The sequence below is a fragment of the Pseudomonas sp. C1C7 genome, from assembly GCF_013359595.1.
Classification (GTDB): domain Bacteria; phylum Pseudomonadota; class Gammaproteobacteria; order Pseudomonadales; family Pseudomonadaceae; genus Aquipseudomonas.
Genome location: NZ_JABFMP010000018.1, coordinates 113480 through 129495, shown reverse-complemented (window position 1 = coordinate 129495; position 16016 = coordinate 113480). Strand labels below are relative to the sequence as shown.

Here is a 16016-nt window from a genome sequence, read left to right as displayed (position 1 = left end):
GATGGTCAGGGCGAATTGGGGTTGATTGGCGGGTGCGAACATTCCGTGTTCCTCGTGTTGAGCCACGTGCACCCGTTGCTTGAACAAGGCATTGGGGACGCGAAAATAAGGGGGACCACGAGGCTAAATCGCCCGATGGGTACCTAATCCCTTCTCAAGGAACGTGCCAGAAAAATTGAGGGTCAATGAAACCGGGGGTATGAGGTGGTTTTATTCGACGTTTGAAACAATTAGAAGCTCAATCACCCCAAAAAGTGCGCAAGAAGTTGCGCAGTACTGTGCAACTTCTTGCGCACTTCTCTGTAAGGACCGAAATTAAAAGCCTGCAGAAATGTACCCACAGGGTTATCCACATTTAAGTGCGCAACTTCTTGCGCATAATGGCTCTAGAGCATTACGTCTGCGGCGATGCAGATTGACCCTTTTTACCTGCCGTACACGGAACGCGTCCCTCCCCTCCATTCGCCTCCCATTGATCCCCGGCGATCACGAACGATCCAACCCTGCCACCTCACCTGCCTTTCCTGCATTCCCGTCACCCACAATCCGCACTTTCGTGCCGGCCGGCACTTTCGAAAAAAACTCTTCGATATCGTGGTTGTACATACGAAAGCAGCCATGACTGGTGCGCGTACCGATGCCGAACTTTTTATTCGAACCGTGAATGAGGTACGTCGATTGTCCTAAACGGATTTTGTACGGTCCGAGTGGATTGTCTGGCCCAGGAGGTACGCGACTCGGCAGCGGATCACCTTCCGCCGCGTGTTCCGCGCGAATGGAAGGCGTCGGGAACCACGATGGGTTGGCGACTTTCTCGGTGATGCGGGTCGTACCCAGGGGCGATGACCAGCCTTCTCGACCGATTCCCACTGGATAGGTGTAAACGGTTCGAGTGCCTGCGGGAAAGTAGTAAAGGCGAAGTCCGGTCAGGTCGATGACCACACCTTCTCTCGCGCCGTCAGGCAATTTGAACTCAGTGGGTATCTGGAGGGTTGTTCCGACTTTGGGCAGCCAGGCATCTACGCCAGGATTGGCATCCAGCATCTCTTGATAGCCAAGGTTGTAGCGCTCAGCCAGGTCAGCGAACGTGTCCTCGTAGCGTGCAATAACAAACTGCCTCACACCTACCTTTGAACTTCCATCAGTGGGCAGTTCGTAACGGGCCGCCATACTTGGCTGGAATACTGAACTGGCAATCACGAGGGTCGCTAACCAGAACTTCTCGCTTGCTGAAAGTGCGCGTCCATTCATTGGGAAAATCTGTACCGCTTTTATCATCAGGTAAACCTTGGCGAGCCTGCTCATTACGTGAGGAAAGGATGCTCGACGATCGAAACCCATAAGACAAACGCGTATTACTTATGCATCCAGTTGAAAAACGAATTGATCAGCTTCCGAAACAATCGCCGCCGATCAGCCCGCCCCTGTTCGATTGGCTACCGAGCCTGGAGGGCTCTGCGGCGATCAAGTCGGGAGAGGTTGCGCGCAAGGCCTTTGACACCGGTCTTGAGTGGGTTATCGCGATCATTGTCAATGGCTTGGCGTTCACCATTTGCATCGCGATTGTCTTCACCCGCAGCATCGTCCTGCCGATGCAGTCCCTGCTGAAGGTCAACCAGAAAATTGCCGAGGGGGAATTTGCGCAGCGCTGTGGAAGTGTCAGGCGCCGATGAGCTGACGGAGTTGCAACAGTCCGCCGCGACGATGCTGAAAAACCTCAAGGGCACCATCAATCACATTTTCCGAATCTGCTGCGTTGCTGGCTTCGGCGGCTGAGGAAATGAACGCGATCACCGATGAATCGAAATCGGGTACCCCCGAACCTGCAGGAGCGAGCACGCTCGCGATGGACCCAAGGACGCCGCGGGGTTTCAGACCTCCAGCGGTATCTTCAATGTCCATCGCAAGCGTGCTCGCTCCTATTGCTTGCGCAGCTTAGGAAGCGAAACTCAGGGCACGGTCCCCTTGCTCGTCCTTGATGCGGGTTGGCAAGCCCATGACATCCAGTGCTGCCAGGAACGGCTCAGCCGGCAACTCCTCGACGTTGACCATCCGGCTCACGTCCCACTCGCCTCTGGCGACCAGCAAGGCGGCTGCCACCGGTGGCACACCGGCGGTGTAGGAAATGCCCTGGCTTTCGGTTTCGGCGTAGGCTTCTTCGTGGTCGGCCACGTTGTAGATGAATACCTCACGTGGTTGACCATCCTTGATGCCCTTGACCAGGTCACCGATACAGGTCTTGCCGACGTAACCAGGCGCCAGAGAGGACGGATCAGGAAGGACCGCCTTGACCACTTTCAACGGAACCACTTCCAGACCTTCAGCGGTCTTGACCGGTTGCTCCGAAAGCAGGCCGAGGTTCTTGAGCACGGTAAATACATTGATGTAGTGCTCGCCGAAGCTCATCCAGAAACGCACGTTCGGCACGTCGAGGTTCTTGGACAGCGAGTGCACTTCGTCATGGCCGGTCAGGTACAGGTTCTGCGAACCTACAACCGGCAAGTCGTCGGTGCGCTTGACTTCGAACATCGTATTACTGTGCCACTGGCTGTTTTGCCAGCTCCACACTTGCCCGGTGAACTCGCGAAAGTTGATTTCGGGATCGAAGTTGGTAGCGAAGTACTTACCGTGGGAACCCGCATTGACGTCGAGAATGTCGATCGAATCAATGCTGTCGAAATACTGTTGTTTGGCCAATGCGGCATAGGCGTTCACGACACCCGGGTCAAAGCCCACACCGAGAATGGCTGTAATGTTCTTCTGTTGGCATTCTTCGAGGTGCTTCCACTCGTAGTTGCCATACCAGGGTGGAGTCTCGCAGATCTTGCCCGGCTCTTCGTGAATGGCGGTGTCCAGATAGGCCGCACCGGTATCGATACAGGCGCGCAGCACCGACATGTTGACGAAGGCGGAGCCGACGTTGATGACAATCTGCGATTCGGTTTCGCGAATCAGTGCCTTGGTCGCCTCGACGTCCAGTGCATCGAGTGCAAAGGCCTTGATTTCAGCAGGCTGTTTGAGGCTGCCTTTAGCCTTGACGCTGTCGATGATGGCCTGGCATTTGGAGATGTTGCGCGACGCGATAGCAATCCGACCGAGTTCGTCGTTGTGCTGCGCGCACTTGTGGGCCACCACCTTGGCGACACCTCCTGCACCAATGATAAGAACATTCTTCTTCAATTTCTTTTTCTCTCCTTTTCTACCAGCTTACGAAAGGCTGGACATGTAATCGTTGTAATCGAACTCACGAACCACCTCGACGGTACCGTCGAGTTGTTTCACTACAATGGACGGCATTTTAAGGCCGTTGAACCAGTTCTTCTTGACCATGGTGTAACCCGCGGCGTCGACGAAAGACAGACGGTCACCGATGGCCAGCGGCTTGTCGAACTGATACTCACCGAAAATATCGCCCGCCAGACAGGATTTGCCGCACACCATGTAAGTGTGTTCGCCTTCGCTCGGCGCCAGCTTGGCATTGAGGCGATAGATCAGCAGATCGAGCATGTGCGCTTCGATCGAGCTGTCCACGACCGCCAGGTGCTTGCCGTTGTAAAGGGTGTCGAGCACGGTGACTTCCAACGACGCACTCTGCGTGATGGCGGCTTCACCCGGCTCCAGGTAAACCTGCACACCGTACTTCTCGGAGAACGCCTTGAGACGCGCGCAGAACTCATCCACCGCGTAGTCTTCACCGGTGAAATGGATGCCGCCGCCGAGGCTGACCCACTCGACCTGGTGAAGCAGATGGCCGAATCGCTCTTCGATCGTGCACAGCATCTTGTCGAACAGGCCGAAATCACCGTTCTCGCAGTTGTTGTGAAACATGAAACCGGAAATCTGCTGGATGACCTGCTCGATCTTCTCCGGGTCCCATTCACCCAGGCGGCTGAATGGACGCGCAGGATCGGCCAACAGATAGTCCGAGCTGCTCACCTGCGGATTGACACGCAGACCGCGCACCTTGCCTGCGGAAGCCTCGGCGTAGCGCTGCAACTGACCGATGGAGTTAAAGATGATCTTGTCGCAGTTCTCGAGCATCTCCTCGATCTCTTCGTCGGCCCAGGCCACGCTGTAGGCGTGGGTCTCGCCAGCGAACTTCTGTCGACCCAGCTTGAGCTCGTAAAGCGATGACGAGGTGGTGCCATCCATGTACTGCTGCATCAGATCGAACACCGACCATGTGGCAAAACACTTGAGCGCCAGCAACGCCTTTGCACCCGATTTTTCGCGTACATAGGCAATTTTCTGCATATTGCTCAGCAGCTTTTGCTTGTCGATGAGGTAGTACGGTGTCTGGATCATTTCAGCCTCCGATCAGGCCAGCCAAAAAAAGGAGCGGTATTGTGCCTTCACTCCCCCCACACCGAAAGCGTTTTACCCACTGCGATTGGCTGCGTTTACCGGCATACCCCGCTGCGTAGGCTCCTGGAAGTGGTTATGGATGATGTAACCACTGGTCAGATCGAACGCATTTGTCGACGAAATCAGCAAATGTCGAGCCTTTTAAGAGCGGGATTGCCCCGAACCTGTAGGAGCGAGCTTGCTCGCGATGCACCCGAGAACGCCGCGGGGCATCAGGCCTCCAGCGTCATCGTTGACGTCCATCGCGAGCGTGCTCGCTCCTACAGGGAATGCGTCGTGGCAAAAATCCTGGCGACTGAAGTGCTCAATCCGGCGGATCGACATTTTTCAACGGCCGATTCACCAACAACTGCCCAATAACCACCAACTGCTGAATCGACAACGCCACCGACAACTCCGGAAACACCCCCGACATCGCCGGCGGCACCCTTGCTGGCGCCAACCGTAGCCTTGCATGAGAGCTACGCCAGCGTACTGCAACGATTCAATCAGATCGGCACCTTGCACGACCGCGTGGGCAACCGTTACTGGCAGCCCGACGCCGAAGTGCAGGACGAATCCGTAGCGGGTATGCCGGCGATCGGTCGTGGTGCCTGGGTACGTGTGGAAGGTTCCGAGGCTGACATCAACCCGGATACCAGCACCACGCGCGCCGATTATGACGTGCACGCCCGCAAGTTCGAGGCGGGCTTGGATGTTCCGGTTTACCAGAGCGAAGCCGGCACCCTGGTGGTGGGCCCGACTGCGCATTACGGCAAGGCCGATTCCAGCGTTTCGTCCCTGTACGGTGATGGTTCCATTGATGTGACGGGCTATGGGTTCGGCGCTACAGCCACCTGGTACGGCAACGACGGCACCTACGTGGATGGACAGGCGACAGCCACGCGTTACGACAGTGACCTTCGCTCTTCTCAGCTGGGCCGCAAGCTCGTGGAAGGCAACCGTGGCCATGGTGTGGCTGCCAGCATCGAAGTGGGCCATCGGCTGCCCCTTGATGACGTCTGGTCGCTCACGCCTCAGGCTCAGCTTTCCTGGTCGCGGGTACGGTTCGACGGATTCAATGATGAGTACGGTGCCGAAATCTCCCAGGACGATGGCAACAGCCTGGTCTCCCGCCTCGGTGTAATGCTGGATCGCGAGACCCGTTGGAAGGCGAACGATGGCACCACCAGCGGTTCACGGCTGTATGGCATCACTAACCTCTACTACGACTTCGAGAACGGTACATCCACCAATATCTCGGACCTGCACGTCAGGAGTGAGGAACAGGCATTGTGGGCAGGACTGGGTGTCGGTGCCTCCCGGAGCTGGGACAACAATCAATCCACACTGTTTGGCGAGTTACTGGGTCGCACCAGCGTGCAGGATTTCGGCGACAGCCATTCGGTTGGCGCCAAGGTCGGTGTGCGGGTGATGTGGTAATTCCACCTTGATCCAGGGCCCTGCGCCTCGGGCAAAGGTGACATAAAGGTTCGCTATGGCGTTTGGCGGGTTCGACGAGCCGGGTTGTATGCAAACGCACTCAACCCGACTCTGCGAGTGACCGCATCGGGTCGACCGCCGCCGGTCACGCTCCAGAATCATCAGTTTTTTCGGTGATGGATCGGACCGGTTAACGACAAGATTTTTTTAAACAAAGACCGAAAAGGGGACAGATTTATTTTCAGATGCAGCGTGATATACCCAAAATGAATTTCCCCTTTCTTCCCAATACCCGTCACCCACTGCTAGCGCGCCTCTAATCGACCAAATAGGTTACGGCGGGATGGCCAATATGCCCACACATCTCCCCGCCCAAGCTCTCGGATGCGACTACGTCAATTCAAAAACAAACCTATCCGCTTTTTCGCCTAACAAAAAAGACGCCCATCAAGGGCGCCTTTCTCTTTTACTGCTCAACTCCAATCGCCAACCGCTCCTTCACACACAACCCGGCGGATCGACGTTGTCCAACGCCCGATTCACCAACAGTTCCCCAATAACCGCCAACTGCTGAATCGACAGCGCCAAACTGCGCGGCGAGCCTTCTAGCTGGCACGCCAGATCCGTAGTCAAGACATTCAGCGAAGCAAGCGTTTCGCAGGCGTGACATAGCAGGGTCTCTGTATCGACGTTGGGGACGATCGTAAAAACGTGGCAGATGGGATCGGCGTGGTTCGGATTGCGCAGGCGTTTACTGATAACGCGATGACTGGCTTTGGAAAGCTCGTCGAGATGAGAGGTATCGGGCGTATCCGATGTTTCAGGCGGGTCGGGTGTGATCTTTTTCATTCTTTTCGTTCCTAGAATTAACCAAAGGAACTGCCAGCATCACTTCCACATGATGGGTGGCAGCTGTGCGCAGGTGTGGAAGACCGGGGATCTAGGAACCCGGCGCACCCGAAAGTGCCCCGCGCACAGCCGCCATAATTTAACAGCAGACATGAAAAAAGCGCCTGCTTAAATTCAGGTAGCGCCTGTGCGCCTAGATCTTGTGAAGGGCTTCCACACCCTTGTCGCTGAATTTGCAGCGACCGGGCGAGGTTATCGGAGCGGTGTAAGCGGAACAATATGGGCGTTTCCGACGCGAGTTGAGGGATATTTCCTACAACCAGGCATTGCGATAAACAGCTGTAAGCTGCATTAAGACCACCGTATGAAGTCAGGTCTCGGGGTCGGATTCATCCCCACTTGAGCTTTCCCCCACTACAAGCCTCTCCAAACACCATTCTGTCATCCCTGATAAACTGCGGCCCTTCGCATTCCAGATTCAGATTCCCCCATGTCTCAGCAAACAGCCCCACTCTCTCGCCGCTTCTCCGTCGCCCCCATGATGGATTGGACCGACCGTCACTGCCGTTTCTTCCTGCGCCTGCTGTCGAAGAACGCCCTGCTCTACACCGAGATGGTCACCACCGGCGCTCTCCTCAACGGCGATCACGATCGTTTCCTGCGTCACGACGAAGCCGAGCACCCGCTGGCGTTGCAGTTGGGCGGCAGTGTTCCGCTGGATCTGGCGGCTTGTGCGCGTATGGCGCAGGAGCATGGTTACGATGAGGTGAATCTGAATGTCGGCTGCCCGAGCGATCGGGTGCAGAACAACATGATTGGCGCCGTGCTGATGGGGCATCCGCAGTTGGTGGCCGATTGTGTGAAGGCGATGCGCGATGCGGTGTCGATTCCGGTGACGGTCAAGCATCGCATCGGGATCAACGGGCGGGACAGTTACGAAGAGCTGTGTGATTTTGTCGGTACGGTTCGCGAGGCTGGTTGCACGAGTTTTACCGTGCATGCGCGGATTGCGATTCTCGAAGGCCTGTCGCCGAAGGAGAACCGCGAGATTCCGCCCCTGCGTTATGACGTGGCGGCGCGGTTGAAGGCGGATTTTCCGGACCTGGAGATCATTCTCAACGGCGGGATCAAGACGCTGGAGGCCTGCCACGAGCATCTGCAGACCTTTGACGGTGTGATGCTGGGGCGCGAGGCGTATCACAACCCTTATGTAATGGCTGAGGTGGATCAGCAACTGTTCGGCAGTACCGCGCCGGTGATCAGCCGCGCCGAGGCGCTGGCGCAGATGCGTCCTTATATCGCTGCGCATCTGGATGCGGGTGGTGCGATGCATCACATCACGCGGCATATGCTGGGGCTGGGCACCGGTTTCCCCGGTGCGCGCAAGTTTCGCCAGTTATTGTCGGTGGATATTCACAAGACCAAGGAGCCGCTGGCGTTGCTGGATCAGGCGGCGGGGTTGCTCGAGGGGCGCTGATTCCCCCGGCAGAACGGATCAGGCGGCAGCGGCCGCCGTCCAGTTAACCCAACCGAAGATCCAGGTGGCCAGGATCAACAAGCCGAACGCGATCCGGTACCACGCAAACACCGCGTAGCTGTGGTTGGCGATGAACTTGAGCAGGCCGCGCACGGCGATCATGGCGAAGAAGAACGCGGTCACGAATCCCGTGGCGAACACCGCCAGGTCGCCGGCCTGGAACAGATCCCGATACTTGTAGCCCGAATACACCGCGGCGCCGACCATGGTGGGCATCGCCAGGAAGAACGAGTATTCGGTGGCCGCCTTGCGAGACAGGCCGAACAGCAGGCCGCCGATGATGGTGGACCCGGAGCGGGACGTGCCGGGAATCATCGCCAGGCATTGTGCGAAACCTACCTTCAGTGCGTCAGACCAACGCATGTCGTCGACATGGTCGATGTGCACCACATGCTCACGCCTTTCGGCCCACAACATCACGATGCCGCCCACCACCAGCGCGACCGCGACGGTGATCGGGTTGAACAGGTATTGATGAATCTTGTCCGCGAACAACACCCCCAGCACCACCGCGGGCAGAAAGCCGATCAGCAGGTTGAGGGTGAAGCGTTGCGCGTTGCGTTCGGTGGGCAGGCCTTTGGCGATATCGAAGATCTTGCGACGGAACTCCCACACCACCGCCAGGATGGCACCCAACTGAATAATGATGTTGAACGCCATGGCGCGTTCGCCGCCGAACTCCAGCAAGTCCGCGACGATAATCTGGTGCCCGGTACTGGAGATGGGCAGAAACTCGGTCAGGCCTTCTACAGCGCCTAATATCAACACCTTTATAAGGGTCCAGAAATCCATTAATCCTCCCTCGGGCCACCTTTGACGGGGTGGCCTGCTTTCAGGTATTGAGCAACTAAGATGAAAGAAGTCGGCCGCATGCAGCGATCGACCGATTTCAGCGGCGCAGAATATGTCCTGATAAACAGACCACTCAAGGCTTGTTAACAAACGTCCGGGTATTGGATTTTGCAAATACGGAATTAACAGGTAGAAAGCGCTGCATCGCAGAACAAATGTGACCGGATTCACAATCACCCGGAAATTATCGGAAGAGGCCATTTGCCATGAACTGGAGACCGAAGGCAAAACAGTGGCAAAAGGACATAAATCGCGCTATTCCGTCATAACAAAATAGTGGCACAATTGCATATTGCCAGCATCTAACGAGGATATTTCACTAGTTCAGCCCACCGAGAAAATCAACTAAAACCTTGAAAAGCTTAGTTATTGTTAAAAAACTCGCGATCCACGTCTGATTTCCGCGTGAATGTTACCAATTGTCAGTCACAGATCAGAACCGGTGCTTTAACATCCCGATGACAGCACCTTTTCGAGTTAAAGCACTATGCTTACAGGGAACTTGGCGACTACTAGAATTCAGCACCGCAAGGACAGCGAACCGGGTGTTCTCACCCTGGGTCGTACTCGCGGCGTGGCTGAACATTTTAGTGCATTAGTCGCAAGGCACGTTCACGCCGATATAACGCTTGAGGCAAGTTCATACACTCATTCGTATAACGGTAATGATTGCCAGGGTTCATATCGCGCCATCTTCGTCATCATCGACAGCCCTCAGGCCATGGAAGAAAACCTTGCGCTGGTGCAAAGCCTTCGCGATGACAACCTGGCCCCTATCATATGCGCGGTCATCACCGGTCGCGGCGCCTTCAACAAGATCAAGTACTATCTTGCCGGTGCCGACTTTTGTATCAAGTTCAATACTCTTTCCGATGAAAGCTTCGAGTTACTTTCCGATTTCTTCAACAGTGAAGAGTGGCAAAGAGACATCAATCTGGTATTGGACCCGACCCGTATTTGCCTGTCGGATAACAGCAAGCGACTCGACATTTCCTTTGCCGAGATGAAGATTCTCGAAGCGTTTGCGCAAAACAGTAATCACATTCTAAGCCACGACGAAATTGCCAGCATCATGGGGCTCAACACCAATTTCTATGATCCCAGGGCGCTGGAAAAATCGATCAGCCGTCTGCGCGGAAAAATCAAGGACGTGTACGGCACGAACGCTATCCAGAGCATTCGTGGCTACGGCTACCGCCTCATGCGAGGGCTGATTTCGACAGCCTGACTCAAGCACAAGCAAGGGCCTGATCAGGGGCCCTTTTCAACTATACGAAGATATAGGCTTCACCCGCTGTTTGCGGTTGTTTATCCAATTCCATGACCGTGTTAACACTAAACCATAACAATAAATGTTTAATATCTAGCCGATCGAGTGGAACCTATCGAGCCTGTTTGGGACCAATACCCTGCCTTTTCGATTAATCCCAAGGGGAGCCCATTGCTCCGCTTGCCGATCCTTTTTTTCGCCAAATTTGGTGTGTACTTCAGGAGAAAGACATGGAAACCAGTACGACTCTCCCCAGGAAATATTTTGTAGTTGTGACTCACAGCACAACTTCGCAACGTGAACTGGAAAGTCTCCTGTCCAGTTCGCGATTCAATTCATTTAGTACATCCCAGGCGCAAATGTTCATTGAGGATGCGGCACCCACCTCTTCGGCGCCGGTGCTGATGGAATTCACCTACCCGCGCATGGCCAGGAAGAACATCCCGCACACTATCGAACATGACACGCAGAAAATCCTCGCGACACTGGAAGCCGAATGGAATGCCGCGCAATCCGGTAATCCCTTTGCCAGCCTGCCGGCAAAATCGCAGGAACCGCGAAAAACGGAAGGCGAAGCACCTTATAGCGAAGTCTGGCAACTCGATGACGATCAAAGCGTATTGATCAAGGACAATATCGAGATCAGCCTCACCGGTCTGGAAGCCGCACTGGTCAGAAAAATGCTGCACCACGAAGAGCGGGTCGTCAGTCGCGACGAACTGATTCTGAGCATTGGCCGGGAACCGGAACAGTACCGCGGCCTGGAAATGTGCCTGAGTCGCCTGCAGGACAAGTTCAAAAGTGCCAGTAATGGCGAACGCCTGTTTCGTGCCGTGCGCAATCGCGGTTATTGCCTGATTCAGGAAGTGGTGGCGGAAAACCGTTCGGCCTGATCTCGCCAGACAAACAAAACATGCAAACATCAATAGTGCGATCAAAACAACAAAAAGAGCACTTTGTTTGCCTCCCTCCTTATTTATTCTCCTGCCTCCAGCTCCCCTACAATACCCAATACCTTCCGATTATTTCATCTTCTGCTGATTGACGTTTTCTAACGGCCGATCACGCCCACCTATTAAAGTTCGAACACCCTCTTCCTGTTAGAACTCGTCAGACACCCATTCCGGCAATAACTTAATCTATTGACTGACGACAGTTCGCCTATCGACGTTGTTAGCCTCAGGACACTAGCTTCAATAACAACAATAAGCCTGCTTAAACAACTCGGTTTCGGCTGTCGAACCTGAACGGACGTCTTTTGGGGATATCGCATGGATCTTAGTTTACGAATCAATCGAAATAACGGCCTCAAGGGACTTACCTTTTGGGGTCAATGGGCGCTGGCGCAAACCTTCGTCGTTTCGTTGTTATTCATACTTGCCGATCAGCACACCGGATCGGTCGAGTTTTACTACCGTATGTGCGCGGTTCTGACGGTATTGGCCTCGGTCCCGGCTTATACGTTCAGCGGCGTGTATCGCAAACGGGACAACTATGTGACCGGTCTCGGGCGCCTGCTCATGGGTTGGTCCATGACCATGGGCGGCCTGGCCTGCGTGGCGTTTGTCTGCAAGGCCGATGCGTTGTTCTCCCGGGAAGTAATCCTGAGTTGGGCGGTGTACGGTTTCCTCGGCCAGGCGTTCCTTTATGCGCCGCTGCATGCGTTTTCGAAGTACTACCAGCGCTCCCGCAAGAGCGAGCACAAGACCCTGATCGTCGGCACTGGAGAGCTGGCGTTGGGGCTGGCAAGCAAGTTGAACGAACATGAAAACCTGCCGCTGGTAGGTCTGGTCAGCGACGGCGCCCTACCCGCCATGGCGCCGGATGCGCCGCGCATCGTCGGCGCCCAGGAGGACTTGCTGGCGCTGATCAAGGAACACGACATCCGTCGTCTGTACATCACCCTGCCACTGTCCGAAGCGGCGAAGATCGAAGCGATGTATGGCGACTTGCTGGATGCCAACGTCGATGTGGTGTGGGTGCCGGATCTGAACAGCCTGACACTGCTCAATCATTCGGTGAAAGTCGTGGACGGTCTGCCGGCGATCTATCTGAACGAAAGCCCGCTGACCAGCCGCCCTACCGCCGCACTGAGCAAGAGCTTGATGGAAAAAAGTGTGGCGCTGCTGGCGGTCATTCTGCTGAGCCCCGTGCTGCTGATCATTGCGCTGGCTGTGAAGCTCAACTCGCCCGGTCCGGTGTTCTTCAAGCAGGACCGCCATGGCTGGAACGGCAAGGTGATTCAGGTCTGGAAGTTCCGCTCGATGCGGGTTCACGATGACAAGGAAGTGAAGCAGGCCAGCCGTAACGACTCGCGCATCACCGCCGTCGGCCGCTTCATCCGCCGCACTTCGCTGGATGAACTGCCGCAATTGTTCAATGTGCTGCAAGGACATATGGCGCTGGTGGGCCCACGTCCGCATGCGGTGGCGCACAACAACTATTACTCCGGGAAGATTCTGGCGTACATGGCGCGGCACCGGATCAAACCGGGGATTACCGGGCTGGCGCAGATCAATGGTTGCCGGGGTGAAACCGATACCCTGGACAAGATGCAGAAGCGGGTCGAGATTGATTTGAAGTACATCAATAACTGGTCGTTGTGGCTGGATCTGAAGATCCTGGTGAAGACGCCGTTTACCTTGTTGTCGAAGGATATTTATTGATGGGTCGGGGTTGATCGGCGCCGAAAAGCAAGGGGACGGAAGTCCCCTTTTTTGTGGGTGGGGTTTGGGGTGACGCCATCGCGGGCAAGCCCGCTCCCACAGGGTTCCGGATTGTTTGGAGATGTTGTGATCGGCACAAAAAACTGTAGGAGCGAGGCTTGCCCGCGAAGGCGTCGGGTCAGTCAACGTGGATGTTGAATGTACCGGCCTCTTCGCGGGCAAGCCTCGCTCCTACGGGATTGGTGTGTTTCTTGGCGTTACTCGGTGATCTTCTCGAAATTGCGATAGAACATATCGTCATCCCGGCTATCAGTCATCGAGTGCAACTGGAAGCTGCGATTGAGCCGTGCCCCACCGTCCCGGGTCAGCGGCGACCAGACCAGGTTGGCGCGGCGCATGGTGGACATGCTCATGATTTCGTCGAACGGAATCGACAGGTAGATGCCCTTGTCGAAACTACCTTCGCCATATTCCGCACCGGTCACCGTGGTGATGGTCGCCCAGGCACCGAAGCGCACGCCGTTGGAGAACTCTCGCGAGATGTCCAGCGTGCCGCCCCAGTCACCCGCCAGATAACGTCCGACACTGACCGCTGCCAGCGTATCGAATGGCAGGTCGGTGTAGCCGGTGATGTGCCCGGTCACAACCGAGTAATCCCGCAACGCGAACCCCTGATCGAAATCGCGCTGGCGCACGTAGTTCAAATCCGCTCCCAGCGACCAGCGCGCACCGGTCGGACGGAACAGCAGCTCGCCACCGACACCGGCGAACATCGACTCCAGATAACCGCCGTAGACCATCCCATACAGGTCCTTGTCCAGTTGCTGGGCGTGGGTGACCTGGAACAGCGGCATGGTGGTTTCGGAGGTCGTCAGGTACTGGCGCAAATCCGTCCGCACCCGCGGCAAGTTGCTGGGCGCGTCGTAGGTGAACTTGTCGAAGTTGTTCGCCAGATTGGCGCTGAGCAAGCCGTTCCACCAGGTGTTGCGCGTGAAGCGATACTCGGCGTCCGCATCGGCCGTGAACTGATAGAGCAAGCCGTCAGGGCCGCCGACGTTCTGCTTGAAACCCAGCCCGACGCCATAACTGAATGGCTGAGGCGCCTGGGTGTAGAGCGTCTTCTCGTTGTGCGGCACCGCCGCATTGATCTCGGTGGTGCGGTGCAGCGATTGCAACGGCTCCTCGTTGTTGATCACTTCGCGGAAGGTCTGGCGCGGCACGCTGGTTTCTTCCAGCGGCAGGTCGTAGCGCTTGTTGACCACGGTGAACCAGTCGATGTCGTCGTTGACGCTGTTGTCCAGAATCCGGCTCGCCCGGCCGACCGCCTTGGCCGAATGGAAATACCGCGACTGCTCGCCGTACACGATCAACTCGGGACCGCGCTGGCTGATGCGCTCCACCTTGTAGCCGGCGTTCTGTTGCAGGCGCTGGGAAACGTTCGCCCAATCCACCTGATCCGCAGGAGTGGAAGGCGCCTTCGCCGGCAGCGGTTCGGCCGGTGGATCGTAGGTTTTCACCGGTGCCTTGCGACTGGCGAAGTTGGTGTGGAAGGTGACGCCGAACATCGCCGTGTTGCCGCGCTCCCAGGCGGCGCTGAGGTCGACCGAATCGGTCAGCTTGAACACCGCACCGAGGTTGATCGGCGAGTCCTGCTTGATCACGTTGTCCTTGGGTTCGTGCTTGTAATCATTGCCTTCGTATTCGAGCTTCAGGCTCAGCCGGTCCCAGGGCGTCTGGTAGCTGACACCGCCAAAGAATGACGGACTGCCACGAAAGTACGACCCGGCGTTGACGTCACCGGTGCCTTCGCTGTCTGGCCGCGTCTCGAAGCGATCATCGAGCGAGGCCAAGGGGTTTTCGAAGTCGCCGCGATTACCCAGATAACCCCATGCGATGCCGGCGCTGAAATCCAGGTTCTCGTAGCGCTTGCTGGCCACGAAATACTCACTGGAGAACAGGCCCGTACCGCCGATGTCTCGGAAGCCCAGCGCCACTTCCGGCGCCCAGTGAGTTTCCTCCCACAGCCGGGCCTTGATATCGACCGCCTTGTCCTTATAGCTCTGGCTGCCGCTCAGCGATTCGGGGCCGTAAGGCCGGTTGGTGATGGCGGTGTAGCGAAACGAACCTTCCAGCCATTCGAACGGCTGCAACGACACGCTGTAACGGCTGTAAGGGTCGGTGCGGTTGGCGTTCAGGCTCAGCTCGCCGGCCGGGGCCATGCGCGCGGTCGGCGTCTGCAACAGGCCGGCGCCACCGAAGTCATTCTGGGTAATACGTGGTTCGCCATGGGCCAGACCACAGGGCAATAACAACACCGCTGCAAAACGTAAATTCAACGAACCACCTCAGCCAGCTGCGTGGCAATGAATTCGGCCAACTGCTGATTCAGTTCAGGAACAGGCGGATCAAGATCATCGGTCTTGACCGGCACCAGAATCTTGCTGCCAGCGGCAGGTATCTGCCCGCTCTCGCGATTCCACGCGGCGATACCGACGCGCCGCGACACGCCATTGGGCTGGATCAGCCACAGGTAGTCGGCGTCGGCATCGTCCAGGATCGCGCAGCCTTGCAGGTATTCGCTGGCTTCCTGCATCGGCTGATAGGCCAGGCGGCACGACTCGGCGACCGCGCCGAGCACTTCAACCTCGTTGACCCGAGGCGGATACGTCAGGCGATCGCCATCGTCCAGGCGCATGTTGCGGGCAAAGCCGACCTCCACCGCGACCGGATCCAGCACCGCGACCTGACGCCCGGTGACGGGCATCTGCGTGACCTGCTCGGCCAATCGCACCGCCAGCGCCGCGCGGCTCGGCCGGTCGAAGAGCAAGGCCATGCGCTGCAAGACGTTCAGGTCGAACAGCACGCCGGCCTTGAGTCGCTCCTGCTCTTCGAGCAACGACTTGCGCTGCAACTCAGCCGCCAGCCAGTAACTTTCGGCATTGGGGATGGCCACGCTGATCACGTCGAGCAAGCGACCGCCGGGCGGCAGATCCACCGGTCCCGGATTGGCCACGTCACCGCTGACGATGACCGCTGCCTGACTCATCCCCGTGAT

General features: G+C 56.7%; 14 protein-coding genes and 1 pseudogene. 7 read left to right on the top strand and 8 right to left on the bottom strand.

What is annotated here, in order from left to right; genetic code table 11:
* Positions 1–534: 534 nt before the first annotated feature.
* Positions 535–1278: pseudogene (locus HNO86_RS16705) on the bottom strand (L,D-transpeptidase family protein); the annotation flags it as partial.
* An 83-nt stretch (positions 1279–1361) separates the two neighbouring features.
* Between HNO86_RS16705 and HNO86_RS16700 the strand changes: the two are divergent.
* Positions 1362–1673: a methyl-accepting chemotaxis protein gene (locus tag HNO86_RS16700; RefSeq protein WP_175378038.1), complete on the top strand. Its 312-nt coding sequence runs from the start codon at positions 1362–1364 to the stop codon at positions 1671–1673.
* On the opposite strand, the gene HNO86_RS16695 is transcribed toward HNO86_RS16700, so the two are convergent.
* Genes HNO86_RS16695 through nspC form a run of 3 tightly spaced genes read right to left on the bottom strand, consistent with a single transcriptional unit; the run spans position 1660 to position 4305 of the window.
* Positions 1660–1902 (bottom strand): hypothetical protein, encoded by a 243-nt coding sequence (locus tag HNO86_RS16695; protein ID WP_175377944.1) that lies wholly within the window; start codon positions 1900–1902, stop codon positions 1660–1662. The two genes, HNO86_RS16700 and HNO86_RS16695, sit on opposite strands and share 14 nt — an antisense overlap.
* Before the next feature lie 33 nt (positions 1903–1935).
* Entirely contained in the window at positions 1936–3180 is a 1245-nt protein-coding gene (locus tag HNO86_RS16690) for a saccharopine dehydrogenase family protein (RefSeq protein ID WP_175378037.1), read from the bottom strand.
* A gap of 27 nt (positions 3181–3207) precedes the next feature.
* A complete protein-coding gene (gene nspC, locus HNO86_RS16685) occupies positions 3208–4305 on the bottom strand; it encodes a carboxynorspermidine decarboxylase (RefSeq protein ID WP_175378036.1) in 1098 nt (365 codons plus the stop codon).
* Positions 4306–4440: 135 nt separating this feature from the next.
* On the opposite strand from nspC, the gene HNO86_RS16680 reads away from it, so the two are divergent.
* Both HNO86_RS16680 and HNO86_RS16675 read left to right on the top strand, forming a co-directional pair.
* Positions 4441–4725, top strand: coding sequence for a hypothetical protein (locus tag HNO86_RS16680; RefSeq protein WP_175378035.1), 285 nt, complete (start codon positions 4441–4443; stop codon positions 4723–4725).
* Positions 4726–4794: 69 nt separating this feature from the next.
* A complete protein-coding gene (locus HNO86_RS16675; protein WP_175378042.1) occupies positions 4795–5787 on the top strand; it encodes an autotransporter outer membrane beta-barrel domain-containing protein in 993 nt (330 codons plus the stop codon).
* A gap of 498 nt (positions 5788–6285) precedes the next feature.
* Here HNO86_RS16675 and HNO86_RS16670 read toward each other — a convergent pair whose 3' ends face one another.
* Positions 6286–6636: a DUF6124 family protein gene (locus tag HNO86_RS16670; RefSeq protein WP_175378034.1), complete on the bottom strand. Its 351-nt coding sequence runs from the start codon at positions 6634–6636 to the stop codon at positions 6286–6288.
* Positions 6637–7126: 490 nt separating this feature from the next.
* On the opposite strand from HNO86_RS16670, the gene dusA reads away from it, so the two are divergent.
* Positions 7127–8113: a tRNA dihydrouridine(20/20a) synthase DusA gene (dusA, locus tag HNO86_RS16665; protein WP_175378033.1), complete on the top strand. Its 987-nt coding sequence runs from the start codon at positions 7127–7129 to the stop codon at positions 8111–8113.
* A gap of 18 nt (positions 8114–8131) precedes the next feature.
* Here the strand turns inward: dusA and HNO86_RS16660 are convergent, their stop codons facing one another.
* A complete protein-coding gene (locus HNO86_RS16660) occupies positions 8132–8965 on the bottom strand; it encodes an undecaprenyl-diphosphate phosphatase (protein ID WP_175378032.1) in 834 nt (277 codons plus the stop codon).
* Positions 8966–9512: 547 nt separating this feature from the next.
* Here HNO86_RS16660 and HNO86_RS16655 point away from each other — a divergent pair.
* The 3 genes from HNO86_RS16655 to HNO86_RS16645 all read left to right on the top strand — a co-directional run bounded on the left by HNO86_RS16655 (position 9513) and on the right by HNO86_RS16645 (position 12961).
* Entirely contained in the window at positions 9513–10253 is a 741-nt protein-coding gene (locus HNO86_RS16655) for a winged helix-turn-helix domain-containing protein (protein WP_175378031.1), read from the top strand.
* A 272-nt stretch (positions 10254–10525) separates the two neighbouring features.
* The gene (locus HNO86_RS16650; RefSeq protein ID WP_175378030.1) at positions 10526–11188 is read left to right on the top strand and encodes a winged helix-turn-helix domain-containing protein; all 663 of its coding nucleotides are present in this window, start codon (positions 10526–10528) and stop codon (positions 11186–11188) included.
* Between the two features lie 378 nt (positions 11189–11566).
* Positions 11567–12961: an undecaprenyl-phosphate glucose phosphotransferase gene (locus HNO86_RS16645; RefSeq protein WP_175378029.1), complete on the top strand. Its 1395-nt coding sequence runs from the start codon at positions 11567–11569 to the stop codon at positions 12959–12961.
* Between the two features lie 257 nt (positions 12962–13218).
* Here the strand turns inward: HNO86_RS16645 and HNO86_RS16640 are convergent, their stop codons facing one another.
* Together HNO86_RS16640 and HNO86_RS16635 are read right to left on the bottom strand one after the other, a co-directional pair.
* On the bottom strand, positions 13219–15297 hold the full coding sequence (locus HNO86_RS16640; RefSeq protein WP_175378028.1) for a YjbH domain-containing protein: 2079 nt from the start codon (positions 15295–15297) through the stop codon (positions 13219–13221).
* Complete coding sequence (locus tag HNO86_RS16635) at positions 15294–16007, bottom strand: capsule biosynthesis GfcC family protein (RefSeq protein WP_175378027.1); 714 nt, start codon at positions 16005–16007, stop codon at positions 15294–15296. The genes HNO86_RS16640 and HNO86_RS16635 overlap by 4 nt, the downstream gene beginning before the upstream one ends.
* Positions 16008–16016 lie beyond the last annotated feature (9 nt).

Excerpts from the sequence above, each read along its gene's own strand:
- HNO86_RS16635 (WP_175378027.1), bottom strand. The coding sequence starts at position 16,007 with ATGAGTCAGGCAGCGGTCATCGTCAGCGGTGACGTGGCCAATCCGGGA.
- HNO86_RS16655 (WP_175378031.1), top strand. The coding sequence starts at position 9,513 with ATGCTTACAGGGAACTTGGCGACTACTAGAATTCAGCACCGCAAGGAC.
- HNO86_RS16645 (WP_175378029.1), top strand. The coding sequence starts at position 11,567 with ATGGATCTTAGTTTACGAATCAATCGAAATAACGGCCTCAAGGGACTT.
- HNO86_RS16670 (WP_175378034.1), bottom strand. The coding sequence starts at position 6,636 with ATGAAAAAGATCACACCCGACCCGCCTGAAACATCGGATACGCCCGAT.
- HNO86_RS16695 (WP_175377944.1), bottom strand. The coding sequence starts at position 1,902 with ATGGACATTGAAGATACCGCTGGAGGTCTGAAACCCCGCGGCGTCCTT.
- HNO86_RS16680 (WP_175378035.1), top strand. The coding sequence starts at position 4,441 with ATGGATGATGTAACCACTGGTCAGATCGAACGCATTTGTCGACGAAAT.
- HNO86_RS16700 (WP_175378038.1), top strand. The coding sequence starts at position 1,362 with ATGCATCCAGTTGAAAAACGAATTGATCAGCTTCCGAAACAATCGCCG.
- nspC (WP_175378036.1), bottom strand. The coding sequence starts at position 4,305 with ATGATCCAGACACCGTACTACCTCATCGACAAGCAAAAGCTGCTGAGC.
- HNO86_RS16660 (WP_175378032.1), bottom strand. The coding sequence starts at position 8,965 with ATGGATTTCTGGACCCTTATAAAGGTGTTGATATTAGGCGCTGTAGAA.
- dusA (WP_175378033.1), top strand. The coding sequence starts at position 7,127 with ATGTCTCAGCAAACAGCCCCACTCTCTCGCCGCTTCTCCGTCGCCCCC.
- HNO86_RS16650 (WP_175378030.1), top strand. The coding sequence starts at position 10,526 with ATGGAAACCAGTACGACTCTCCCCAGGAAATATTTTGTAGTTGTGACT.